Raw genomic sequence first — 24,916 nt, forward strand, 5'->3', positions numbered from 1 at the left:
GTCGTTTCTCAGCAGTGGAAGCGCTGCAATTCCTGCTCGCACAAGCGCCGGACAATGGCGAACTCGCCATCGATCTCCCCCACCAGCTGGCGAATGCCATCAACGGCCGACTGTCCGGCCCGCACCTCAAGCTCATGACAGAGCTCAGCCAGGCGGATCGCCCCCATATTGCTGCTACTGCCCTTGAGACTATGGGCGGTCGCCACTAGCTGCAGAGCATCCTCGGACTTGCGCAACAGCCGCACTCGTTCCTCGGAGTCGCAGACGAAAGTGTCCAGCAGGACGGGGTATTCATCCTCCATGACCTCCTGCAATGCGTTGAGCACCGTGTGGTCCAGATGTATCTCAGCCACTTGTTCACTCCTTGATCAAGAACCCCAGGATTATGCCAGAGCCTCCCAGGAAAACTCCACGCAGACACTGCGCCCATCGTCCGCCCACTCCGCCTGGCGACTCATCTGTCGGATCAGGCTGACACCGCGCCCCGACAAGCGCCCGGTATCGTTGGGCCGAGCCAGGATCGCCGCGACATCGAAGCCCTCGCCACTGTCTTCGACCCGCACTATCAGGCGCCCTCCCGCCTCCAGAGGCTGCACCTGCAAATGCACCCGCACAAAGCCATCCTCTAGCTCCGCCAGCCTCACGGATCGCTCGCGGTAATAGCGACTGAAGCCCTCGGCATCCCGTTTAAGCCGGGAGTCGAGCTTGAGCACACCGTGCTCCAAGGCATTGGAATAGAGTTCGGCCAGCACGCTGTACAGAGCCCCGCTCTGGGAGCGCAGGCCGTGCACCTCCAGCAACAACTGCAACAGATACGGCAAAGGATTGAAGCGCTTGAGGGTAGCGGCGCGGAACTCGAAGCTCACCGACCAATCCAGCGGACAGGACTGGCCGCTGTCGGAGTACACCGGGGCCGGCGGCGCCAGCCTGGGAAATTCTGGCAAGCCGACTTCGACCATGCTCACATCGTCCCGGGCACTGCCACCAAAGTCCTCCAGGGCCTGCTGAATCTCCTCGAACAGTCGCTCCTGCTCGCGGTTGGCGGCAAACACCCGGTGCAACCGCTCCACACCAAACAACTCATCGGCGGTGTTGCAGGTGTCGATCACCCCATCGGACAGCAGGAATACCCGATCCCCCGGCGCCATGGGGAACACTTCAGTACGATCTTCGAAAGCCTCGGCACTCAGCACCCCGAGGGGCAGATGTCGCGCCACCAGGGGCGTACGCGCACTGCCGGCATGACGATACAGATACCCCTCGGGCATGCCGCCATTCCACACCTCCACTGACCGTCGCTGGGTACTCAGGCACAGCAGGGTCGCACAACAGAACATATCCACCGGCAGGATGCGCTTGAGCTTGGCATTCATCTCCCGCAGGGTTTCCGGCAGCCCGTAACCCTTGGCGGTCATGCCATAAAACACCTCGGCCAGAGGCATGGCCCCCACCGCCGCTGGCAAGCCATGACCGGTGAAGTCCCCCAACAGCACATGCATGTCACCCGCCGGGGTGTAGGCCGCCAGCAGCAAATCGCCATTGAACAGCGCGTAAGGCGACTGCAGGTAGCGGATGTTCGGCGCATCCAGGCAACCGGAGTGGGCGACCTTGTCGAACACCGCCTTGGCCACCCGTTGCTCGTTGAGCAAGTAATCGTGGTGACGAGTGATCTGGTCCCGCTGCGCCAGCACGGTTTCCTGCAGGCGCCGCAAACGGTCCATGGCGTTGATCTTGGCCCCCAGAATCACCGGGTTATAGGGCTTGGCCAGAAAGTCGTCGCCACCTGCCTCCAGACAGCGAGCCAGCGCCTCCCCTTCACTCAGAGAGGTGAGGAAGATGATCGGCACCAGGGTCTCGCCTGCCAGGGCCTTGATCCGTCGCGCCGCCTCAAAGCCGTCCATCACCGGCATCATCGCGTCCATCAGCACTATGTGCGGACGCTGCTGCTCGAACAACGCCAGGGCCTCGGCCCCATTACTGGCCGCCAGCACCTGGTGCCCCTGGCGCCGGATAATGCCAGACAGCAGCAAGCGGTCCGCCGCGCCATCTTCGGCGATCAGCACACACAGGGGCTCGGTCATCGAGCGCATACCGCTCAACTGATGTCGAAAAGCTTGTCGAAATTGGAGATGGCAAGGATCTTGCGCACATCCGAGTTGCTGTTGATCACCCGGACATCGGCATTGTCGCCACCGGCGTGATCACGCAACAGCAACAGCATGCCCAGGGCCGAGCTGTCGAGGTAGGTGGCTTCCTTGAGGTCCACCACAATGGACTCCGGCGTCCGGTTCAGGCGCTCATAGGATTCACGAAACTCCTGGTGGCGCCCGAAATCGAAGCGCCCCCTGATGGAAATCGTGAGTTTTTGTCCGTCCGGGGATATTTCTGTAACGACCGACATGTGACTGCTTCCTTGTCATTGACGACGTTTAAAAGGTTTAGCACCCACTGACCCGGCGAACAACCTGCGGACGAAAAATGAGCGCTCTCAATAAGGGTTCTGACGGGGCAGACGCTGGGAAAGTTCATCCAGCAGCTTCTGTTCGCGCTTGTCCTCAAGCGCTCGAGCCTCATCAATGTAACGCTGCACCAGCTTGCGCAGCCCTTCCACCCGGGCATAAGCCTGCTGCCAGGCCTCGCGCGCGCGATCGAGGTTGTTTTGATGCCAGGCAAGGCTTTGCCGCTGCTGGGCCACGGCGGTATCCAGCTGACTGAGAAAATACTGGTAGTTCATCAACCAGTGACCACTGACGCCGAGCTTGCCGCGCTCGACCCACTGCTCCTGGTAGTCGCCACGAAAACGCTCCAGGTCCCCGAGCTTGCTCTGGGCCACACGCACCTGGCCGTGAAAGTACTCCAGACGCTGGGCAGCGGTACGCTCGGCGTTTTCCGCCATGTCCACCACCGGCGCCAGACGCGCCGCACGGCTGTCGGCCATGGCCGGTTAGCCCCCCGTCGCTGGAGCGAAAAGCATTTCCAGGTGGGTCTGGCTATGACCCAGGCTGACGTTGTCGTTAAGGCCCTGGCGCAGGTAGGCAACCATCGCCGGCTGCAGGGAGATTGCGGTGTCGGTATCGCGATCGCCACCGGCGACGTAAGCGCCAACGCTGATCAAGTCCCGAGCCTGCTGATAACGCGACCACAACTGCTTGAAGTATTGCGCCCGAGCCATGTTGTCGGGGCTGATCACCGCCGGCATGACCCGGCTGATGGAGGCCTCGATATCGATGGCGGGATAATGCCCTTCTTCGGCCAGGCGCCGGGACAGCACGATATGCCCGTCGAGCACGCCCCGAGCCGAGTCGGCGATCGGGTCCTGCTGATCGTCACCCTCGGACAGCACGGTATAGAACGCGGTAATCGAGCCACCACCGGCCTCGGCATTACCGGCCCGCTCCACCAGCTTGGGCAGCTTGGCGAACACCGAAGGCGGGTAACCCTTGGTGGCCGGCGGCTCGCCAATGGCCAGAGCGATCTCCCGCTGGGCCTGGGCGAAACGGGTCAGGGAATCCATCAGCAACAGGACGTTCTTGCCCTTGTCGCGAAAATACTCGGCGATCCGCGTGCAGTACATCGCCGCCCGCAAACGCATCAACGGCGCATCGTCCGCTGGCGAAGCCACCACCACTGAACGCTTGAGCCCCTCTTCACCGAGAATGTGCTCGATGAACTCCTTGACCTCACGCCCCCGCTCGCCGATCAGCCCGACCACGATGATGTCGGCCTCGGTGAAGCGAGTCATCATGCCCAGCAGCACACTCTTGCCCACGCCGGTACCGGCGAACAGACCGAGGCGCTGGCCGCGACCTACCGTCAATAAACCGTTGATGCTGCGAATGCCCACATCCAGCGGCTGGCTGATGGGGTCGCGCTTGAGGGGGTTGATGGTAGGACCGTCCATCGGCACCCAGTCCTCGGCACGCATGCCGCCCTTGCCATCCAGAGCGCGTCCGGCACCATCCAGCACACGCCCGAGCATGGCCATGCCCATGGGCAGGCGCCCGGTATCAGCCAGAGGGACAACCCGAGCACCAGGAGCGATCCCGGCCACGCTGCCCACCGGCATCAGGAACACCTTGCTCCCGGAAAAGCCCATGACTTCCGCCTCGACCTGAACCGGGTGATAGCTGTCATCGTTGATCACCAGGCAACGGGTGCCCATGGCGGCGCGCAGGCCCTCGGCTTCAAGAGTAAGGCCGACCATGCGCAGCAGGCGGCCTTCAAGAATCGGCTGACCTGGTAGCTTGACGGCCTCAGCGTAACCTTCCAGGCGCTTGCCGAAACTGGTGCGTTCAAGGCGCATCGGGGTGTTCCGCAGGCTCGGCCTGCTCTGGAACGCTGGACTCTGCAGCGTCGACATCCGGCGCCGACGGAGTCCTTGGGCCGAGGTCCAGGCTCAGGTCCGCAGCCGCCGGGTGCAGCGACTGCTCATGCAACTGATCGGACAGTTGATCCAAGGCCTGGGTGATCCGGGTTTCGATGCTGGCGTCGATGCGGCTGTGCTCGGTCTCGACTCGGCAACCTCCGGGTAGCAGCGCCTCGTCCTCGACGATGCGCCAGCTTTCCTCGTGCCGCTCGCGCAGGCTCTTGACCTGCTCGAAGTCTTGCGGATTGACATAAAGACGTACATTGCCAACCCCCAGCGGCAATAGCTTGAGGGCCTCGCGCATGACGTGTTCGATCTGACTGGAATCCATCACCAGCTCACGCTGGATCACCTGCCGGGTGACGTGCTTGACCAGATCCACCAGGGTTTGTTCGATCTGCGTATCTTGCTCGGCGATGGGCTCGAACAAATTGACCATCAACTGTTCGAGCGCCTGCAACTTGGCGACCAGGGCGACTTCAGCCTCCTGGCGAACCTTGAGCGTGGTGCTGTGGAAGCCTTCCTTCTCGCCGGTGGCGAAACCTTCGTTATAGGCTTCCTGGCGAATGCTCTCGAGCTCTTCCAGGGTCAGTGGCTGGACTTCTTCCAGCGGCACTTCCTCGATTTCTTCCGGCACCTCTTCAGGCTCCGGCTCAGGCTCGGGCGGCTCGGGATCGAAACTGGGCAGTGCCCAGACGTCAAAACCCTCGACGTCCCGGGCACGAATCAGTTCGCTTTGGGACTCATCACTGCTGGACGACATAAAGCGACCTTAGATCATTTCTTCGCCGCCCTTCCCACCGAGAACAATCTCTCCGGCTTCGGCCATACGGCGGGCAATAGTGAGGATTTCCTTCTGCGCAGTTTCCACGTCGCTGACGCGAACCGGGCCCTTGGCTTCCAGGTCGTCGCGCAGCAGCTCCGCCGCACGCTTGGACATGTTCTTGAAGATCTTTTCCTTGACCCCTTCGTCCGACCCCTTGAGGGCCAGAACCAGGACATCGGAAGACACTTCGCGCAACAGGGCCTGGATACCGCGGTCATCGACATCGGCCAGGTTGTTGAACACGAACATCAGGTCTTCGATCTGGCCAGACAGGTCTTCGTCGACTTCGCGGATCGAGTCCATGAGCTGGCCTTCAATCGAGCTGTCGAGGAAGTTCATGATGTCGGCTGCGCGCTTGATACCGCCCAAGGTGGTACGGGACGCGTTGGAGTTGCCGGAGAATTGCTTCTCGAGAATCTGGTTCAGCTCTTTCAGGGCCGCTGGCTGCACAGTATTGAGCGAGGAAACCCGCAGAATGATGTCCAGGCGCGCCTTGTGGTCGAAGTTGCCCAGCACTTCACCGGCCTGATCCGGATCGAGGTAAGCCACCACGATGGCCTGGATCTGCGGGTGCTCGTAACGGATCACGTCGGCCACGGCCCGTGGCTCCATCCACTTCAGGCTGTCCAGGCCACTGGTGTTGCCACCCAGGAGGATACGGTCGATCAGGCCGTTGGCCTTGTCTTCGCCCAGGGCCTGGGTCAGCATTTTGCGCACGTAGTCATCGGAACCGACGCCGAGACTGGTTTGATCGCCGACAATGTCGACGAACTCGCTCATCACCTGCTCGACCTGCTCACGGTGCACGTTGCCCATTTGCGCCATGGCCACACCCACACGCTGAACCTCTTTCGGCCCCATGTGGCGCAGCACTTGCGCGGCATCGGTGGAACCCAGGGACAGCAGCAGAATCGCGGCTTTGTCGACCCGGGTCAGTTTGGCGGTAGCGGCTCGGTTATCACTCATCTGCGTTAATCCACTCTTTCACGACCTGAGCCACACGACCCGGGTCTTCAGCCACCAGACTCTTGATTGCGTTCAACTGAGCGTCATAACCCTCGCTCGGGCTCGGCAGCAGAATGCTTTGCGGACCGCCCAGGCTGACGCGGTCGTTGGCCAGCTCGCCGTCCAGGCCGCCCATGCCGCCCAGCTCGACGTCGCTGCCCAGCCCTGCCAGTTCCTTGTTCTTGCCGCCGCCAGTGATGTTGTTGAGCACCGGGCGCAGCACGCCGAACACCAGCACCAGGATGAACAACACGCCCAGCACTTGCTTGACAATGTCCCAGAACCACGGCTGCGAGTAGAACGGAATGTCGGCGATCACTTCCCCACGCTCGGCGGAGAACGGCACGTTGATTACGCTGACACTGTCGCCACGGCTGGCATCGAAGCCCACTGCGTCCTGCACCAGACGAGTGAAGCGCGCCAATTCATCGGCGCTCCAGGGAGCGCGACTGGTTTCGCCGTTGGCCGGGTTGACCTTGACCTGATCATCCACCACCACCGCTACCGACAGGCGATTGAGACGCCCCTGCTGTTGCTTGGTGTGGCTGATGGAACGATCGAGCTCGAAGTTCTTGGTGGATTGTTGACGCTTGTCCGACGGGTACGGTGCCAGCATCGGCTGGCCGGTAGCCGGATCCATGATCTGCTGACCGTTGGCGTCCAACAGCGGCTGACCTGGCTGCACCATGCCCGCGGCGGCGGTAGCACCACCGGTGGTTTGCGGCGCCGAAGCCGGCGAAGGCGGCTGGTTGCTCAGAGCACCCGGAACGCCTTGCGGACCATTGCTGCTGGAGCGCTGCTCGTTGACCGACTGCTCGCTGCGCAAGGCCGGCTGGTCCGGGTTGAACTGTTCGGAAGTGGATTCAACGGCGCTGAAGTCGACATCCGCCGAGACCTCAGCCTTGTAACGATCGTTGCCCAGCACTGGCTGCAGGATGTTGTGCACCCGCTGGGTCAGCATGCCCTCCAGGCGACGACTGTAGTCGAACTGCTTGCCGGCCATGGTCAGCGCGGAGTTTTCCGCTTGATCGGAGAGCAGATTGCCCTTTTGGTCGACCACTGTGACTTGGGACTTGCTCAATTCGGGGACGCTGGTAGCCACCAGGTTAACGATGGCCATGACCTGGCCTGGCTCCAGGGAGCGGCCGGAATACAGTTCTACCAGCACCGAAGCACTGGGCTTGCGCTCGTCGCGCACGAACACCGAGCTTTTGGGAATCGCCAGGTGCACCCGGGCGCCCTTGACATTGTTCAGACTGGAGATTGTGCGGGCCAGCTCACCTTCCAGGCCGCGACGATAACGGGTCGCTTCCATAAACTGGCTGGTGCCCAGGCCTTGCTCTTTATCAAGGATCTCGAAGCCGACGTTGCCGTCACCCGGTGCCACACCGGCGGCAGCCAGTTTAAGGCGGGCACGAGACAGGTCATCGGCCTTGACCAGCAAGGCACCGGAGTTGGGCTCGACGGTGTAAGGAATGTCGGCAGAAGCCAGGGTGTCCATGACTTGCTTGGCGTCCATCCCGGCCAGGCTGCCGTACAGCGGCCGGTAATCGGGCTGCTGAGACCACAGCACCACGGCAAAGCCGATCGCCACGCTGGCGGCCAGGCCTACCAACAGGCCAACCTGACGCAGCATGGTCATCTGGGACAGGTTTTCCAGGAAGGACAAACCGAACAGCGGCGGTTTACCGTCTATCGGGGTGGCCTTGGCCGGTACGTTATCGGCGACTGCTTCTGCCATGACTCAATCTCGTCCTTAAACCGGCATCTGCATGATGTCTTGATACGCTTGAACCAGCTTGTTACGAACCTGGGTCAAGGCTTGAAAAGACACGCTGGCCTTTTGCGAGGAAATCATCACATCCGTCAGGTCCACACCGCTTTTGCCGATCTCGAAGGCACTGGCCAACTGATTGGACGCCTTCTGGGTATCGTTGACCTTGTTCACGGCCTGGCCAAGCATGTCAGCGAAACTGCTGCCGCTGACCTCTGCCACTGCGGCGGATTTAGGCTGCGACATCGCGTCCATTTGCATGGCCCGCATATCCAGCATCAACCGATTAAATTCAACACCTTGGCTCATGGTCTACTCTCTCTGACGACCCGCAATTTTTTGACGCTCACCGTGCGGTTAGTGAGGTGTTAGCAACAAGGGTGCCAGCTCCATGGCCCAACTCAACAAAAGCCCATCCAGGACTTTGAATATCAATCATCAGGTCGCAAACAGATAGGCCTCGACGTCCATTCCGGCGTCACGCATCTGCGCCAATTTGTAACGCAGGGTGCGCGGACTGATCCCCAGACGCTCCGCCGCCTCCTTGCGCCGCCCACGCTCGGAACGCAGGGTATCGATGATCATCTGAAATTCCCGGCGCCGCAGATCATCCCCCAGGCCACCCGACTCCTGAGGCACGCCCTCATCCTCGCCGACCACGCCGCGCAACGCCGACTGACCGGCAGGAGCCAGAGCCGGCAGGGGTGCACAGGCCACCGGCCCGGCCAGGCAGAAATCTTCCGGCTGGATCAGGCCGCCCTGCTGCAGGATCAATGCCCGCTGCAAAGCGTTGTCCAACTCCCGGACGTTGCCCGGCCATGGATAGGCCAGCAGACATGCTTGCGCCTCAGCCGAGAGCCTGGCGGCGGCATGTTTCATTTTATTGACGTGTTTGGCCAGCAGACGCTCGGCCAGCGGCAAGATATCGGCGGTACGCTCGCGCAATGGTCTCCAAGCCAGAGGAAACACCGAAAGACGGTAATACAGATCCTCGCGGAAGCGTCCGGCCGCCACCTCTCCTGCCAAGTCGCGGTTCGTGGTGGCCACTACCCGGATATCCAGAGCGATAGGTTTACGCGCCCCCACCCGTTCCACTTCACGCTCCTGCAACACCCGCAGCAACTTCGCCTGCAGCCCCAGGGGCATTTCGGAAATTTCGTCCAGGAGAATAGTGCCGCCGTCGGCCTGCTCGAACTTGCCGGGCTGCGCGGCGATAGCCCCCGTGAAAGACCCCTTCTCATGCCCGAACAGGGTGGCTTCGAGCATGTTGTCGGGAATCGCCGCACAGTTGATGGCGATAAAGGGCTGGGCACTTCGATGGGAATGCTGGTGGATGTAACGTGCCAGCACTTCCTTGCCCGTGCCGGACTCGCCGGAAATCAGCACAGTGGAATCACTACGGGCCACGCGCGCGGCCAGTTCCAGCAATTGCGCACTGGCCGGCTCAAAGGCTACAGGCCCCTCATCCTCGCCCGCCCCCAGGCAACCCAGGGCATGGCGCGCCACCAATTCCAGCAGGGCACGAGGCTCAAAGGGCTTGACCAGATAATCGGCAGCGCCTTGACGCATGGCCTCCACGGCTCGCTCGACGGCGCCATGGGCAGTCATCAGCAACACCGGCAACTGCGGTTGGCGGGCACGCAACAGACCCAACAACTGATGACCATCCATGCCAGGCATGTTGACATCGCTGACCACCAGGCTGAAGGACTCCACGGCAACCGCTTCCAGCGCCTCTTCCGCACTGCCGACCGCCTTGTAGTCATGGCCGGCCAGCAGCAGAGTGTCCGCCAGGGCCTCGCGCAACGCGCGATCGTCTTCAACCAGTAGAACCTTGATTGCCATTACCTTCACTCCACTCCATGAGCACTGGAGAACAGAGGCAATGTCACCAGCGCACAAGTACCGCGCCCAGGACGGGAACGCAGCGACAATTCTCCCTGATGCGCACGAGCCACCGCCTTGACCACCGTCAGGCCAAGTCCGGTCCCATTGGCCTTGGTGGTGAAAAACGGCTCTCCCAGACGCTCCAGCACCGCCGCATCGATGCCACTACCGCTGTCACTGATGCACAACCGCAGGGTGTCACCACGACTGTACAGGTGCACCTTGAGCCGCGCCGCGCCGGCACTGGCTTGCACGGCATTCTCGATCAGGTTGAGCAAGGCACCCACCAGGGTGTCGCGATTGCACAACAACTCTCCCTGATGACTGTCGCACTGCCAGCGCACGGCAACATCCTGGACATGGGTCAGGGCCGCGGCCTGCAGTGATTGCAGCAGCGACTTGGGAGTCAGGCGATCAGTGAGAGGCAGCTCACCACGAGCGAACACCAGCATGTCGCGCACCTGGTGCTCCAGCTCGTGCAGTCGCTCCTTGAGGCGCCCTGCGAAACGCTGATGAGTGGCCACTGGCAGTTCATGCTCGGTGAGGTGACTGGCATACAACAGGGCCGCCGAGAGCGGCGTGCGAATCTGATGCGCCAGAGAAGCGACCATCTTTCCCAGGGAGGACAGGCGCTCGTGACGGGCCAGTTGATCCTGCAGATGACGGGTTTCAGTCAAATCGTTAAGCAGCACCAGTTGCCCGGGTTCGGCATCCAGTGAGCGGGTAGCGATCGATAGGCGCCGGCCATCGCGCAGGGATATTTCATGACCGTCATCCTCGCGGGGAGCAAAGCTGCGGGCGATGATGTTGCGCCACAACTGCCCTTCCAGCGGCAGCCCCAGCAAATCACACGCCGCCGGGTTGGCCTCGCTGACGATACCCTGGCCATCAATGACGATGACGCCACCGGGCAACAGGTCGAGAAGGTTTTGCAGACGGTTGGCCAGACGCTCTTTTTCCGCCAGCTCCTGCATCCGCTGGGCACTGACCACAGCCAACTCGCCCTTGAGCTCAGTCACCCGAGCCTCAAGCATGCTGTAGGAGTCAGTAAGTTGGCTCGACATCTGGTTGAACAAGGCGAAGGCCTGCTCAAGACCCAGCCGGCTTGCCTGCTCTACGGACGACGATTGCCCCGAAGTATCAGGGACAGGAGACATCTGGGCGGCTTGGGGCATCGTGCTTTCTCGCGTGGCTGACCGTCAGTTAAACGGAACGTTGCAAGAGACTTAGCAATACCCGTGCCTAAAAAAAACCGCCCTTTTTTCAACAACTTGAAAAACAGGCGTCAATCATCCGCCTGTTCATCACCTTCACGACGACTCATGCCGTACTTGCGCATCTTCTCCACCAGGGTGGTGCGACGAATGCGCAGGCGTTCTGCGGCTCGAGCCACAATGCCATTGGCATCGTCCAGCGCTTGCTGGATCAGACCCTGCTCCAGGCTACCGAGGTAATCCTTCAGATCCAGGCCTTCCGGCGGCAGCATGGCGGTGGCAGCAAAGTCCGGCGCATGGCCATTGATCGCCACGCGCTCTTCCAGGTCACTGCGCAGACTGTCCACCAACTGCTCGTCTTCATCATCGACGTAGCGAAACTTCTTGGGCAGCTCGACCACACCGATCACGCCGTACGGATGCATGATCGCCATGCGCTCCACCAAATTCGCCAGTTCGCGGACGTTACCCGGCCAGCCATGCCGGCACAGGGACATAATGGCCGCGGAGTTGAAGCGGATCGAACCGCGTTTCTCATGCTCCATGCGCGAGATCAACTCGTTCATCAGCAACGGAATGTCTTCCACTCGCTCACGTAACGGCGCCATCTCGATGGGGAACACGTTGAGGCGGTAGTACAGATCCTCACGGAAACTGCCCACTTCAATCATGCTTTCAAGGTTTTTATGGGTGGCTGCGATGATTCGCACATCGACACCCTGGGTCTTGTTGCTACCTACGCGCTCGAAGGTACGCTCCTGCAGCACCCGCAACAGCTTGACCTGCATTGGCAGCGGCATATCACCGATTTCGTCGAGGAACAGGGTGCCACCGTTGGCCAGCTCAAAGCGCCCGGCACGACTGGTAATGGCCCCGGTAAATGCGCCCTTCTCATGGCCGAACAACTCGCTTTCCAGCAACTCTGCAGGAATGGCTCCGCAATTGACCGGAACGAATGGCGCGTCACGACGCTTGGAATGGTAGTGCAGGTTACGAGCTACCACTTCCTTGCCGGTCCCGGACTCACCAAGGATCAGCACGCTGGCATCGGTATCCGCCACTTGCTGCATCATCTGCCGCACGTGCTGGATCGCACGACTGGTGCCTACCAGACTGCGAAACAGGTTGGGTTCGCGGTGACGACCGCGCTCGCGGGCCTGATCGTACATTTCACGATAGACCTGGGCACGGTGCAGGGAGTCAAGCAACTTGCTGTAGCTAGGAGGCATTTCCAGAGTGGAAAGCACTCGACGACGCTGGTCTTCTGGCAAGTCGATAGAAGAATTTTCGCCCATTAACAAAACCGGAAGGAACTCATCCCAGGTTGAGAGTGTCTTTAACAGGCCCAAAAGCGCACCAGGAGCATTTACAGTCCCAATGAGGACGCAAATTACTTCACGACTTGACGACAAAGAGCCGACAGCCTGCTGCCAGTCATGGCTACCGCAGGGTAAATTTTCTTCACCGAGAAAATTTAAAATCACCGCCAAGTCGCGGCGGCGCACGCTATCGTCATCGATCAGCAGAATTTTGGTTTCACGCCACATGCAATAGCAACTTCCCTAGTCAACTCAATGCCCAGAATGAGGGGCAAGCTAGACGCGCTTTAGGCATTTTCTGCCTTATAGACGCCTGAAATCTGAAAACAGCCACTAGTTAAGTCAAAAATGCGTGCACAGTCAAATTTATGGCGCGCAACGTTCGGATTAACTCAACATTAACCGAACAAATGGTAAACCTTTGCTGCGTTCTGTGCTTGGGTGATCTGCGACATCTCGTCGACTATTGCCTGACGCTCACCGGTTGCCACCTCAAGCAGCTGCCGGTAAACACCCAGCAACTCCTCCAGATTGTCCCGCAAGGCGACCTCGTCAACCTGAGCCTCACCAAGCACATCTTCCATGCACGAACGGCAGGCAAGATCCAACTCGCCAATGGCTTGCCAGTTGCGCTCAGCCAAGGCACCAACCAGGGCTTCGCGGGTTTCTTCGATGCGTTGCAGGACAGCACTCATGGTGTTCCTCCTTAGAACTGCGGACCCGGTGCAGCGATGGCATCCCAGCCTTCCTTGACCGTACGCAGCAGATCAGCGACCTCATCGAGAATCTTCGGATCGGTCTTGATATTGGCTTCAGTCAGACGCTTCATCATGTAGGTGTAGAGACCATCCAGATCCCCCAGGGTATCCATGGAGTTTTCCAGGTCCAGCCCCTCACGCAAGCCACCGATGATGCCAATGGCCTTGCCGATGAACACGCCCTTGTTGGCGATATCCTTGCGCTCCATCGCGCCCTTGGCCTGCGCAATACGATCCAGACCGCCTTCCATCAACATCTGTACCAGACGATGCGGACTGGCTTCTGAGGTCTGTGCCTGTGCACCCACCTTCTGGTACTGCCGAAGGGCTAACATCGGATTCATGTGATACCTCTTCAAAAATCAAGGGTTCGTATAAGCAATGTATCGACGCAACGTCAAAAAACTTTAGATCAAATGCAAAAGCCCGGAGCGCTGAAAAAACGCTGCCGGGCTTTTGGCGCAGGCTGGATATTAGCCTTTTTTCTGTGCGTTCAACGCTTCGAACATCGACGTGATGTTACTGGCGGTGGCCTTCAACTTGCCCACCAAAGTATCCATGTCGTTGTACTTCTTGGTCAGTACCGCGGTCAGCGTCGCCACACGGCGATCCAGAGCTTCCTGCTGATCGCTGAGCTTTTTCTTGGTGATATCCAGGGTCTTGGTCCGAGTGGTGAGAATCCCCTCGGTCATACTGCCTACGCCCTGAGTGAACGGCTTGATAGCGGAAGTCATACGATCAAGCAGGCCCGGATTGGTGCCATCGCCGGAAAACAGCTTCTGCACCTCGCCACCGAGCTTTTTATCGGTCATGGCGGCAGTGAACTTCTTATCGTCGAAGTCCAGGGCGCCAGTCTTCTGGTTGGTGGTAATCCCCAACTGCGCCAGCACCGTCAACTTGTCACCCGCCCCCACTTCCGACAACGGCGCACGAATCGCCGCCAGAATCGAACGAGGCAGAGCGTCACCGGTCAACTGAGCTGGGACCGTCAGCTTGCCGTCGTCGTCCAGCGAGGGCTTGGTCAGGGTCGAAATACCATTGGCCACGGCGTTATAGGCATCGACAAACTTCTGAATCGAAGTTTTCAGACCTTCTGTATTGGTCGCAACAGTGATAGTGATCGGCTTATCGGTCTGTGTCGGGGCCAACAAGTTGAGCTTGAGACCGGAAACAGCCTGAGTGACGGTATTGGTCTTGCTGGTCAGTTGCATACCATCGATTTTGAAAACCGCATCCTTGGCCAGCCCACCAATGTTGCCCGATGCCGCGGCGCCCGCCCCCATGGATTGGGTGCCGTCAATTTCCAACCCGGCGATACCGCTGACAGAAATATCAGAGCCCGCACCGGTCTTGTCAGAGCCAATCACCAAACGCGAGCCGAACGAGTCAGTCACAATGTTGGCACTGATTCCGGACATGGCCATCTTGGAGTCGGCGTTGATCGAGTCACGCACCGACTGCAATGTCGCATTTGCGCCGATCGTCAGCGGATAGTTAATGCCATTTTGAGTGATGTTCAACGTACCACTCGGAATGGCACTGGTATTTCCTCCGGCAAAAGCCTTACTGGCCACTTTTGACGAAGTTGCAAGGTTGGACACCTCAACAGTGTATTTGCCAGCTACCGCATAGTTGTCGGCTGTGGCATCCACAATTTTATTGTCGCTGGAGGTCGCCGCAAAGCCGGCAAAGGAGGGATTGACCGAACTTCCAAGCCCTGTGACCGACAGGGTGCTCTGAAAAGTCGACAACAGCGATTGCAAGGTGCCGATACCGGAAATGCTCGCACTGTTGCTGGCAGTTGCACGGTCGATCTGACCCTGCTTGGCCGCTTTATCAGCCGCAACCAACGCCTTGACGATAGCACCGGTGTCGAGGCCGGAACCCAGACCGGTACCCGGTAGAATTGGACTTGCCATGTGTTTCTCCCTTCAGTGTGCCGCCGGACTTTTGACCACTACAACGTCCAAAAGAACACAGCAACAAGTTTCATGCCAGCTATCAGACTTTCGCGCTGAACAGCAGACTGCTGGCGTCATTCAAGCTATTGGCCAGTCTCAGCACTTCTTCGTTGGGGATCTGACGAACCACCTCACCCGAATCACTGGCAATCACCTTGACCACAACCTGGCCGGAGGGCTCGTCGATCGAGAACTCCAGATTACGCTTGACCGACTGGACGAATTTCTCGATTTCCTGAACGGCCATCTTCAACTTATCCTGCTCGGTCTGAGCGTCTTTCTTGCTGTCCTGACTGGCAACTTCAACCACAGCAGGCACCACCTCTCGAGGCTTCTCCACGGGCTTGTCAGCAACGGGCGTCACTGGCTTGGCCGCTGGATAAGACAAGTTCAGCTTCACGCTCATATCCATGTCCATCACCTCTTAAAGTAAAAAAGCGAGAGAGCACGACCAGCGCACTCCCCCGCCAAAGCTTAGCCAGCTATTACTGAAGCAGTTTCAGTACAGCGGATGGCAGTTGGTTGGCCTGGGCCAGAACTGCGGTCGAAGCTTGTTGCAGAGTCTGCTGCTTGGTCAGCTGGGCAGTTTCAGCAGCGAAGTCGGTATCTTGTACACGACCCAGTGCAGCACTGGCGTTTTCGTTGATGTTCTGCAGGTTGGAGATGGTGCTGGTCAGACGGTTCTGGGCAGCACCGAGGTCGGCACGGCTGGAGTTGATGGTCTGCAGCGCCTTGTCGATGGCGTCCATGGCAGCTTTGGTGCTGGCTTCAGCAGTGGTGCTGTCAGTACCGGTAATGGCGATGGTTGCGGAACCCACGCTCAGGGTTGCAGCGTCGAAGCCGCTGGCCAGAGTGATGGTGATCTGGTTGGTAGCGCCAGTGTTGGAACCAACCTGGAAGGTCATGGTGCCAGCAGTACCGTCGATCAGGTTCTTGCCGTTCAGGTTGGTCGACTTGGCGATACGGGTCAGTTCGTCCGACATCTGAGCAAATTCTTTGTTCAGAGCAACACGGTCTTGAGTACCGTTGGAGTCGTTTCGTGCCTGAACAGCCAGTTCACGCATACGCTGCAGGATGTTGGTGGATTCTTGCATCGCGCCTTCAGCGGTCTGGGCGATGGAGATACCGTCGTTGGCGTTCTTGATAGCCATGGTCTGACCACGGATCTGCGAAGTCATACGAGTAGCGATCTGCAGGCCGGCGGCGTCGTCTTTTGCACTGTTGATTTTCAGGCCGGAAGACAGGCGAGTCATCGAAGTCGACAGAGCGTCGGAAGCGCGGTTCAGGTTCTTCTGAACGTTCAACGACGTGACGTTAGTGTTTACTGTTAAAGCCATGACGAATTCCTCGTTGGTTGGGTACTGCGGCTTCCGGCCCTGGCAACCGCCGGGTAATGGCCTAGAGAACCTTCGTAATAGTTATCGTCGCCAATGCAAGTTGCTTTAGGGCTTTTTCAAAAATATTTGCCATCACCCTGCCACCCCTTGGAAAACAAGGGGTTAAGCCCATCAACAAGCGAAAAAATGACGCCAGAAAACCCACGCAAAAACCAACTTTGAGCCCTCAGATGGGATACCCCGTCAACCGTCGAGCCCAACCTGCAGCCAATCCAACATTTCATATTCAAGATAATCAGCCAGAGCCAACCAGTTCTGCATTTCCTGGCAGGCCAGCATCAGGCCCAGCAGCCGAGCCCAGTCCTGCTGAACCGAAACCGGCGCACTGTCCACCCACAACTGTATGGGCTCGAACAACTCCACCATGCCCCCTACAGCTTCTACATCCCGGCCCAGCCGGAACAGATCGGCAACTTCCCGCGCACGATCAAACACAGGCTCAAGTCGCGTCATTGAACAAAGTCCCCATGGAAGGTGGTGCCCAGGATCATCGCGCCACTGCGACTGGTATTGAAGAACGCCACTTCAGGCCGACTCGCGATGTAACGCTCCAGCTCGCACAGATAGCTGCGAAAGTTGAGCTGAGTCTTGACCCGCTGCCCGTAACCGTCCATCACCCAATGCCGGGCCACGTCGGCCTGAGGCCCGAGATCACCGTCCTGCCAACCGGCGTGAGTACGATTCTGAGGAAAAGCGAAATCAGCACCAAACAGAGTGATCCGCCTGCCTCCCATCTTCACCGCGAGATCCACGGCCGGATGAATCACGCTGCCTCCGGCATGCAACTGCGCCCGCGGCAACCGCTGGCGCAACGCCTGGAATACCGGACTGGAGGAATAGCCCACATACCGCGGCCCTTGCCACCCTTCAAGAACCAGCGGATCCGCCAGGGGCATGTAGACCAGGACGACGCCCTCACTGCCCTGGCCCGGCAGGTGACGCGTGGAGATTCGCTGATCGATACTGACCACCAGGTCCACCCGGATGCCTTGCTTGAGCAGAGGCAGATAGGCTGTATCCACACAGATCAACAACGGCCGCTCAGGTTGTCCGGCCACGGCCCGCAATGCCGGGTAATGCTGCTCCAGACTTGGTCCCGTAGCGATCACGAACACCTCGCGCCCAGGATGAAGATCGAACAGTTCGGCAACATCTCGATCTGCCCGAACCCAAGGTTCGATGGTGGCCAGACGCGCGGCGATATCCGGCGTATCGGCCGAGAACAGACGATTGTTGAAGGACAGATGGGTCTCGCTGATCAGCCGATCACGAATCTTCGCGCTGTAATCATCGGCCAGCACCAACTCGGCTGGCAGGGCAAAGAACGGCAGTTGAATCTCCGGCAGATCGCCGGCATACAGCAACTCGACCCGAGGATCGGCCAGCCAGTCCTGCTGATCAAGTAGTTGCAGCACCAGCCTGAACACCGCGCCATTGAGGATGTGCACGTACAGGCGCTTCAGCTCCGGCCGCTGGAGCAACGCCCGTTGCAGATCCCCCAAGCCACAGCCGTACAGATGCAGGACCGGCGCCTCAGGCAGGCTGGCGGCCTGGGTATGCGCCTCACGGGTGCGATCATGACGACTGGTGAGCTGAATACCTGCAATGCTCAGGGTCGAGCCCAGCCCCTCAACCAGATCGGCCTGCAGCGCACCACTGTCTTCAGCCAGTAGCCGCTCCAGCAGCACCGGCCAGCGCTCGCCCAAAACCCGGGCATTGTGTTCCAAGCTGTCGCTCATGCTGCCTCGCTTATCACTCGCGCAAAAAAATAGCGCTCAAGATTACACCTTGAGCGCTACGTGTGCCGCTGAACGCTGAGCGTCAGGAGCGATAGATGATCGCCGACCCCCAGGACAAGCCAACGCCGAAACCACTCAAGGCAACGCGCTTCCAGCTGGAATCGAACATGTGTTTTTCCAGCAACAGCGGAATGCTCGAGGAAACCGTATTACCGGTTTCCACCATGTCCTTGATGAACTTGTCCGGATCGCCCTCAAAGCGCCGGGCCACGGCGTCGACAATGGCCGCACTGCCCTGGTGAATGCAAAACGCATCGATATCGTCCGGCTGCAAGCCCGACTCGGCCAGCAACTCGTGCAGGTGGGCAGGCACCTTGAGCAGCGCGAAGTTGAACACTTGGCGGCCATTCATGAAGAACACGCCGTCGCTGACTTTCAGGTGCGGAGCACCGGAGCCATCGGTGCCGAACTTGGCCTTGCCCAACTGCCAGGTCGCGCCCTCGCCCAGCCAGGTGGCAGTGGCGGCATCGCCGAACAGCATGGTGGTGTTGCGGTCTTCGGGATCGACGATCTTCGAATAGGGATCGGCGGTCACCAACAGGCCGTTCTTCAGGCCCGCAGCTTCCATGAAGCCCTTGATGGCGTAGATACCGTAGACATACCCGGAACAGCCCAGCGAAATATCGAAAGCCGCCACTGTGGTCGGCAGTCCCAGTTTGTCCTGAACGATCGCGGCAGTGTGAGGCAGCCCCTCCTCGTCACCGTTCTGGGTGACCACGATCAATACGTCGATAGCTTCACGCTTGAGTTCCGGGTTGCTGGCGAACAGGGCATTGACCGCTTCGACACACAGATCGGAAGTCTCTTGCCCGTCGTCTTTGCGCGGCAAAAAAGCAGAACCAATCTTGCCCAGGATGAAATCTTCATCCTTGGCGAATTTTGCACCTTGTGCGTAATTGTCCACGCCGGCTACAGGCACGTAGCTCGCAATGCTTTTTATGCCAATCATTACGGCTTCCCAATAATAAACAGCTCAATACCCCCGCTCAGTCACTGAGCAGGGGCTGCCGAAAGAAACACAGATACTTGCGCCGAACACAACGGCATCGGGAAGAACCAAGGGCTATCACGGGTCCTGTCACGCAGGGCTGGCGCCATCTTCCCGGGCAATACAATACAGTGAAGATGCACGTTATGACTCACAGGTCACGCTATTTTGCCGAATCAGCCACACAAAGGCCTATTCGATGAGCGCCCAGTCCAGTGCCGTGCCGCGCTTGAGGGCCTGACGCGCACGACGGCCGAGCAGCGCATCGTAGTGCTTGGGAGCCAGCCCCAGCCCGGGACGGATTGCCCGCACGTTGTCGGCACTGAACAGCTCCCCGGCCTGCATGTCCCGGGTGACATACAACGACCGACGGTACATCAGCGACTTGCTCTCGGCCTGAGTAGCGCCATAGCGCACTTGCCCCATGGCCTGCCAGGCCCGCTCGGTTTCCACCACCAGGCTGGCCAACTCCCCTGGCTCCAGGGAAAAACTGGCGTCGACCCCACCGGCCGAACGGTCCAGGGTGAAGTGCTTTTCGATCACCGTGGCGCCCAGGGCCACAGCAGCCACCGAGACCCCAACCCCCATGCTGTGATCGGACAAGCCCACCTCACAGCCGAACAGTTCCCGCAGATGAGGAATAGTCAGCAGGTTGCTGTTGGCCGGCGAAGCCGGATAGGTGCTGGTGCACTTGAGCAATACCAGATCCCGACAGCCGGCCTGCCTGGCGGCCTGCACGCTTTCGTCCAGCTCGGCGATGCTGGCCATGCCGGTGGAAATGATCAGCGGCTTGCCGGTGGCAGCGACCCGGCGAATCAGCGGCAGGTCGGTGTTCTCAAAACTGGCGATCTTGTAGGCCGGAACGTCGAGGCTCTCGAGAAAGTCCACCGCGCTCTCGTCGAACGGTGTGGAAAACGCCAGCATGCCCAACTCACGTGCCCGAGCGAAGATCGGCTCGTGCCACTCCCATGGCGTATGGGCACGCTGGTACAGGTCGTATAGCGATGAACCGGCCCAAAGACTGTCCGGGTCCTTGATGAAAAACTCGCCCTGATCCAGGTCCAGGGTCATGGTGTCGGCGGTGTAGGTCTGCAACTTCAGGGCATGGGCCCCGGCCCTGGCTGCGGCCTCGACAATCTGCAGGGCCACATCCAGCGACTGATTATGGTTGCCGCTCATCTCGGCGATGATCAACGGCGCCGCACCCGCGCCCACGCAGCGCGAGCCGATCTTGAAACTAGTCATCCAGATGTTCCTTCAACACACGGGTGAATTCACAGGGCGCCTGGCAATAGCCGGCCCGGCGAAACAATGTCAGCGAAACCTGATTCTCTGCCAGCACCCTAGCCCCCAGACGCTGCACATCGGGCCAATGGCGCATCAGCCAAGCCTCGCCCTGCTCCAGCAGCGTCCGCCCCCAGCCCAAGCCCAGGTGCTCGGCAAACAGGTAGATCGACACATCCACCTGAACGCCTTGGCGGTCATAGCGCAGCACCCCCACGGCCCCCGCGGCTGTTTCCGCTATCAGCAACAGCCGTTGCGGATCTCTCACAGCGGCCTCCAGCCAGCGCACATGGTCCGGCCACTCAAGCGCCTCAGGCTGCAGGGACCAACGCCTGACAGGCTCAGCATTGCGCCCGTCGAACAGTAGCCGGGCATCCTCCACAGTCGCCGGACGCAAGCGCAGTACCGCAGTGAACAACGCCGCCGCCACTCGCTGCACGCCCCGACCATCCACCAGCTCGCGGGCCCGGCGAGACAGGCTATGCCGCAGCCCCGGATTGCCCAGCAACAGGCTCAGGGCCTGGCGCACCTGCTCCACGCTGACCTGCTCACAGGCCCCCAGGTACAAGTGGGCACCCGCCTCGGCCAGCAACCGGGCATTGGCCTCCTGGTTAGCGGCCACGGTGATGCACAGCGTAGGCACGCCCAATACCGCCCGCTCCCAGCTGGTACCGCCTCCCGCGCCCAGGCACAGGTCGGCCTCGGCCAACAGCCCGGCAAAATCCTTCACATAGCTGTGCAGTCGCCAGTGCGGCCGTTCGGCAGCCAGGGCCTGCATGGCCTGCCAGTCCGGGTTGCCGCTGCCGGCGACGAAGTCCACCTGCAGATCGTGAAATTCCAGCAGCGCCAACATGGCCTTGTGGGTCTGACCGGCGGCATCGAAGCCGCCGAAGTTCACCAGCAAGCGCCGCGCCTGTGGCCGGATCGATATCGGTGGACGGCGGAACTCTTCGCGCAGCAAGGCGTAGTGCGGACCGAACAGGGTCCGGCACGACGCATCGTGCAATCCGGAATAAGCCTGGGCACTGCCGCTGAAATTCTGGTCCAGCAACAGGTCCACGGCATGCTTGCGGTTGGCCAGATCATCGATCGCGGCAATCCTCGGCGCCCATTGGCGAGCGGCGCTCTGCCATTGATGATCAAGGCCGTAATGATCCACCAGCACCCAGTCGAAGGCCGGCTGAGAGGCCAATGCCATCTGCAGCGCGGTAATGTCCGCCTGCCAGGGCAAGGGCGCCTCGATTCCCAGTTCTGGATGCTCGCCGACGTAGCACTCTGGCAATTCAAAGGCCTGGAAGCCCTCGGCCCGCAGCGCCTCCAGGCGATGACCGGGCAGACGCCGACAGGCGAACGCCACATCAGCGCCCTGACGGCGCAGTTCCTGGGCCAGGGTCAGGCAGCGGGCCACGTGGCCACTGCCGATGGCCGGCGACGCGTCGGCGCGAATCAGCACCCTCACTCCAGCTCTCCTGCGGCCTTCAGCGCGGCATACAGGTATTCAGCTCGCTGCCAGTCCTCTTCGGTATCGATGTCCTGCACCAGATGACGGGGCAGGATCACCGGCAGGCTGCGGGGCGAGAACAGCACCTCCCCCTCCAGCCAGGCCTGGCTCCTGCCCCAGTAGAACTGCCCGGCATCCTGATAGGCCGGTGGCAGATCCTGGGAACGGCTCTGGCGAAATTCCGGGTACAGGGCATTGAGCGCCCCTTGCTCATCGAGAGTCAGCGCCCGCTGCACGGGAAAGCCGAAGCTGCATACCGAGAAGGCGAACGCCTTGTCCGGGTGCTGCACCAGCGTCTCCAGCCCCTGGCGCAGATAACGCACCTGCAGCAAGGGCGCGGTGGCGTAGATACAACACGCGTACTCAAACACCTGCCCCTGCTCCTGCAACGCCTGCAGGGCATGGACAATCACCGCTGCCGTGCCGGTGAAGTCATCTGCCAGGGACTGCGGCCGAATAAACGGCACCTCGGCGCCACAGGCGAGCGCCAGTTCGGCGATCTCTGGATCGTCGGTGCTGACCACCACTCGCTGGAACAATCCGCAACTCAATGCCTTGTCGATGGAGCGAGCGAGCATCGGCACGCCGTCAAAGGCCCTGAGGTTCTTGCGCGCGATACGCTTGCTGCCGCCTCGGGCAGGAATGATGGCGATTGCGCTCACGATATTGACGGCTCCTGAATCCAGCGTCGCACCTGCTGGACAACATAGTCCTGCTCGCTGTCACTCAACCCGGGATAAATCGGCAGGCTGATGGCTTCTGCGTAATAGTGCTCAGCCTCGGGAAAGTCCCCCTGGGAGAAGCCCAATGCCTGGTAATAGGGCTGCAGGTGCACCGGAATGTAATGCAGGTTGACCCCGATTCCCGCCTCACGCAGCCCCTCGAAGACCTGCCGATGGGAGCGCTGCAATCCGTCGAGCTGCAAGCGCACCACATACAGGTGCCAGGCTGACTGCGCATCAGCCTGAGCCTTGGGCAGCGTCAACGGCAAGTCCTGCAACAGCTGCTGGTATCGGGCTGCCAGGTACTGGCGTCGCGCTACAAAGCCATCCAGTTTTTTCAACTGTGACAAGCCCAGCGCCGCCTGAAGATCGGTCATTCGATAGTTGAAGCCCAGCTCCACTTGCTGGTAATACCAGGGACCATGGCTGGCCTCACTCATCTGTTGCGGATCACGGGTCATACCGTGGCTACGCAAGCGCCGTAAACGATCCGCCAACTCAGGACGATTGGTCAGAACCATCCCTCCCTCGGCACTGGTAATGATCTTCACCGGATGAAAGCTGAACACGGTCATGGCGGCAAACTCGCCGCACCCGACAGGCCGGCCGGCATAGCGCGCACCCACCGCGTGAGAGGCGTCCTCGATCACGGTAAAGGCATAACGCTCGGCCAGTTCCGCCAACTGGCGCATGTCACAGCTCTGTCCGGAAAAAGCCACCGCCACCACCACCTTGGGCAGGCGCCCCATGGCCTGGGCAACCTGCAGCTTGCCAGCCAAGGCCTCGACATCAAGATTCCAGGTCTGCGGATCGATATCGACAAAATCCACATCCGCGCCGCAATAACGCCCGCAGTTGGCCGAAGCCAGAAAAGTGTTGGGGCTGGTCCACAGCCAATCGCCTGGCCCCAGGCCGGCCGCCAGGCAAGCAATGTGCAAGGCCGCCGTGGCATTGCAGACGGCCACCCCATAGGCTGCTTCGCAACGGACCGCCACGGCCTGCTCAAAGGCATCTATGGTGGGCCCCTGAGTCAGCCAGTCGGACTGCAGGACGGCCAGAACCGCATCAATATCGGCCTGATCCACGCTCTGGCGGCCGTACGGAATCATGCCGAAATCCCGTCATGCAACTCGGCAATCTGCCCCACCGAGAGAAAGTGCGGATTGGTATCGGAGCGGTACTCGAAATCCTCGGCGACCGAAACGCCCCTCTCCCCGAGCCCATCAACGGCAAAATCGACATTGACACTGGTGAAGCGAATGGACGGTTGAATCGTGTAGTGATCGGCAAACTCCAGGGTCATGCGCGCATCATCCAGAGGCACCATCAACTCATGGAGCTTCTCCCCAGGACGGATGCCCACCTGCTTCTGCGGCAGATGAGAGGCCATGCCCGACGCCAGATCGACAATGCGAATCGAGGGAATCTTGGGCACGAAGATCTCACCGCCATGCATACGGGCAAAGCTGTCCAGAACAAACTGCACGCCGTGATCCAGCGTGATCCAGAACCGCGTCATGCGCTCATCGGTGATCGGCAGTTCCCTGGCGCCCTCGGCAATCAGCTTGCTGAAGAACGGCACGACCGAACCACGGGAGCCGGCGACATTGCCGTAGCGCACCACAGCAAACCGGGTTGGCTGCTCACCGGCAATATTGTTCGCCGCCACAAACAGCTTGTCCGACAGCAGTTTGGTGGCGCCGTACAGGTTGATCGGGCTCGCCGCCTTGTCGGTGGACAAGGCCACGACCTTCTTCACCCCGTTGTCGATGGCCGCGGCAATGATGTTCTCCGCACCATTGACGTTGGTGCGAATGCATTCCGTGGGGTTGTACTCGGCAGCCGGCACCTGCTTCAGGGCGGCAGCATGGATCACATAGTCGATGCCACGCATGGCTTGGCGCAAACGCTCGGCATCACGCACATCGCCGAGAAAATAACGCATGCAGGGGGCATTGAAGGTTTGCTGCATTTCATACTGTTTGAGTTCGTCACGGGAAAACACCACCACCCGCTTGGGCTGATACTGCTCCAGCAGACGACGAATGAAATTGCGCCCGAACGAACCGGTGCCACCGGAAATGAAAATCGACTTGCCGTTGAACATGACTGAAT

The 24,916-nt window shown here is 60.1% G+C and carries 25 protein-coding genes; all 25 read right to left on the reverse strand.

The window, feature by feature from the left end:
• Positions 1-8: 8 nt before the first annotated feature.
• Positions 9-353 (reverse strand): Hpt domain-containing protein, encoded by a 345-nt coding sequence (locus J5M73_RS12675; protein ID WP_102864019.1) that lies wholly within the window; start codon positions 351-353, stop codon positions 9-11.
• Positions 354-383: 30 nt separating this feature from the next.
• Complete coding sequence (locus tag J5M73_RS12680; protein WP_207815745.1) at positions 384-2,090, reverse strand: fused response regulator/phosphatase; 1,707 nt, start codon at positions 2,088-2,090, stop codon at positions 384-386.
• A gap of 5 nt (positions 2,091-2,095) precedes the next feature.
• Positions 2,096-2,401: an STAS domain-containing protein gene (locus tag J5M73_RS12685; RefSeq protein WP_011059979.1), complete on the reverse strand. Its 306-nt coding sequence runs from the start codon at positions 2,399-2,401 to the stop codon at positions 2,096-2,098.
• Between the two features lie 87 nt (positions 2,402-2,488).
• Positions 2,489-2,938 carry a flagellar export protein FliJ gene (gene fliJ / locus J5M73_RS12690; protein ID WP_102864021.1) on the reverse strand — a complete coding sequence of 150 codons (450 nt, stop codon included), beginning with the start codon at positions 2,936-2,938 and terminating at the stop codon, positions 2,489-2,491.
• A 6-nt stretch (positions 2,939-2,944) separates the two neighbouring features.
• Entirely contained in the window at positions 2,945-4,303 is a 1,359-nt protein-coding gene (gene fliI / locus J5M73_RS12695; protein WP_102864022.1) for a flagellar protein export ATPase FliI, read from the reverse strand.
• The gene (fliH, locus tag J5M73_RS12700; RefSeq protein ID WP_102864023.1) at positions 4,293-5,129 is read right to left on the reverse strand and encodes a flagellar assembly protein FliH; all 837 of its coding nucleotides are present in this window, start codon (positions 5,127-5,129) and stop codon (positions 4,293-4,295) included. Before fliH ends, fliI begins: the two co-directional genes overlap by 11 nt.
• A 9-nt stretch (positions 5,130-5,138) precedes the next feature.
• The gene (gene fliG, locus J5M73_RS12705; protein ID WP_011059975.1) at positions 5,139-6,158 is read right to left on the reverse strand and encodes a flagellar motor switch protein FliG; all 1,020 of its coding nucleotides are present in this window, start codon (positions 6,156-6,158) and stop codon (positions 5,139-5,141) included.
• Complete coding sequence (gene fliF, locus J5M73_RS12710) at positions 6,151-7,938, reverse strand: flagellar basal-body MS-ring/collar protein FliF (RefSeq protein WP_102864024.1); 1,788 nt, start codon at positions 7,936-7,938, stop codon at positions 6,151-6,153. Before fliF ends, fliG begins: the two co-directional genes overlap by 8 nt.
• Before the next feature lie 15 nt (positions 7,939-7,953).
• On the reverse strand, positions 7,954-8,280 hold the full coding sequence (gene fliE, locus J5M73_RS12715) for a flagellar hook-basal body complex protein FliE (RefSeq protein WP_102864025.1): 327 nt from the start codon (positions 8,278-8,280) through the stop codon (positions 7,954-7,956).
• A gap of 129 nt (positions 8,281-8,409) precedes the next feature.
• Positions 8,410-9,816 carry a sigma-54 dependent transcriptional regulator gene (locus J5M73_RS12720; protein WP_102864026.1) on the reverse strand — a complete coding sequence of 469 codons (1,407 nt, stop codon included), beginning with the start codon at positions 9,814-9,816 and terminating at the stop codon, positions 8,410-8,412.
• Positions 9,817-9,821: 5 nt separating this feature from the next.
• A complete protein-coding gene (locus J5M73_RS12725; RefSeq protein ID WP_162884116.1) occupies positions 9,822-11,015 on the reverse strand; it encodes an ATP-binding protein in 1,194 nt (397 codons plus the stop codon).
• Between the two features lie 128 nt (positions 11,016-11,143).
• A complete protein-coding gene (locus J5M73_RS12730) occupies positions 11,144-12,619 on the reverse strand; it encodes a sigma-54 dependent transcriptional regulator (protein ID WP_011059970.1) in 1,476 nt (491 codons plus the stop codon).
• Positions 12,620-12,789: 170 nt separating this feature from the next.
• The gene (locus tag J5M73_RS12735) at positions 12,790-13,086 is read right to left on the reverse strand and encodes a flagellar protein FliT (RefSeq protein ID WP_102864028.1); all 297 of its coding nucleotides are present in this window, start codon (positions 13,084-13,086) and stop codon (positions 12,790-12,792) included.
• Positions 13,087-13,097: 11 nt separating this feature from the next.
• A complete protein-coding gene (fliS, locus tag J5M73_RS12740; RefSeq protein WP_102864029.1) occupies positions 13,098-13,493 on the reverse strand; it encodes a flagellar export chaperone FliS in 396 nt (131 codons plus the stop codon).
• 129 nt (positions 13,494-13,622) lie between these two features.
• A complete protein-coding gene (gene fliD / locus J5M73_RS12745) occupies positions 13,623-15,068 on the reverse strand; it encodes a flagellar filament capping protein FliD (protein WP_102864030.1) in 1,446 nt (481 codons plus the stop codon).
• Positions 15,069-15,150: 82 nt separating this feature from the next.
• Complete coding sequence (locus tag J5M73_RS12750; RefSeq protein ID WP_102864031.1) at positions 15,151-15,522, reverse strand: flagellar protein FlaG; 372 nt, start codon at positions 15,520-15,522, stop codon at positions 15,151-15,153.
• A gap of 73 nt (positions 15,523-15,595) precedes the next feature.
• Positions 15,596-16,447: a flagellin domain-containing protein gene (locus J5M73_RS12755; RefSeq protein ID WP_102864032.1), complete on the reverse strand. Its 852-nt coding sequence runs from the start codon at positions 16,445-16,447 to the stop codon at positions 15,596-15,598.
• Between the two features lie 243 nt (positions 16,448-16,690).
• A complete protein-coding gene (locus tag J5M73_RS12760) occupies positions 16,691-16,960 on the reverse strand; it encodes a hypothetical protein (RefSeq protein ID WP_102864033.1) in 270 nt (89 codons plus the stop codon).
• Complete coding sequence (locus J5M73_RS12765) at positions 16,957-18,246, reverse strand: 6-hydroxymethylpterin diphosphokinase MptE-like protein (RefSeq protein ID WP_102864034.1); 1,290 nt, start codon at positions 18,244-18,246, stop codon at positions 16,957-16,959. The genes J5M73_RS12760 and J5M73_RS12765 overlap by 4 nt, the downstream gene beginning before the upstream one ends.
• 82 nt (positions 18,247-18,328) lie before the next feature.
• Positions 18,329-19,255 (reverse strand): ketoacyl-ACP synthase III, encoded by a 927-nt coding sequence (locus J5M73_RS12770; RefSeq protein WP_102864035.1) that lies wholly within the window; start codon positions 19,253-19,255, stop codon positions 18,329-18,331.
• 231 nt (positions 19,256-19,486) lie between these two features.
• Positions 19,487-20,539, reverse strand: a complete 1,053-nt coding sequence (gene pseI / locus J5M73_RS12775) for a pseudaminic acid synthase (protein ID WP_102864036.1) — start codon at positions 20,537-20,539, stop codon at positions 19,487-19,489.
• Positions 20,532-22,037 (reverse strand): UDP-2,4-diacetamido-2,4,6-trideoxy-beta-L-altropyranose hydrolase, encoded by a 1,506-nt coding sequence (gene pseG, locus J5M73_RS12780; protein ID WP_102864037.1) that lies wholly within the window; start codon positions 22,035-22,037, stop codon positions 20,532-20,534. Before pseG ends, pseI begins: the two co-directional genes overlap by 8 nt.
• Positions 22,034-22,741 (reverse strand): pseudaminic acid cytidylyltransferase, encoded by a 708-nt coding sequence (gene pseF, locus J5M73_RS12785; RefSeq protein ID WP_102864038.1) that lies wholly within the window; start codon positions 22,739-22,741, stop codon positions 22,034-22,036. The genes pseG and pseF overlap by 4 nt, the downstream gene beginning before the upstream one ends.
• On the reverse strand, positions 22,738-23,910 hold the full coding sequence (gene pseC / locus J5M73_RS12790; protein WP_102864039.1) for a UDP-4-amino-4,6-dideoxy-N-acetyl-beta-L-altrosamine transaminase: 1,173 nt from the start codon (positions 23,908-23,910) through the stop codon (positions 22,738-22,740). Before pseC ends, pseF begins: the two co-directional genes overlap by 4 nt.
• The gene (pseB, locus tag J5M73_RS12795; RefSeq protein ID WP_102864040.1) at positions 23,907-24,908 is read right to left on the reverse strand and encodes a UDP-N-acetylglucosamine 4,6-dehydratase (inverting); all 1,002 of its coding nucleotides are present in this window, start codon (positions 24,906-24,908) and stop codon (positions 23,907-23,909) included. Before pseB ends, pseC begins: the two co-directional genes overlap by 4 nt.
• Between the last annotated feature and the right edge of the window lie 8 nt (positions 24,909-24,916).

Source organism: Pseudomonas sp. 50_B, assembly GCF_017491625.1.
GTDB lineage: Bacteria > Pseudomonadota > Gammaproteobacteria > Pseudomonadales > Pseudomonadaceae > Aquipseudomonas > Aquipseudomonas danubii.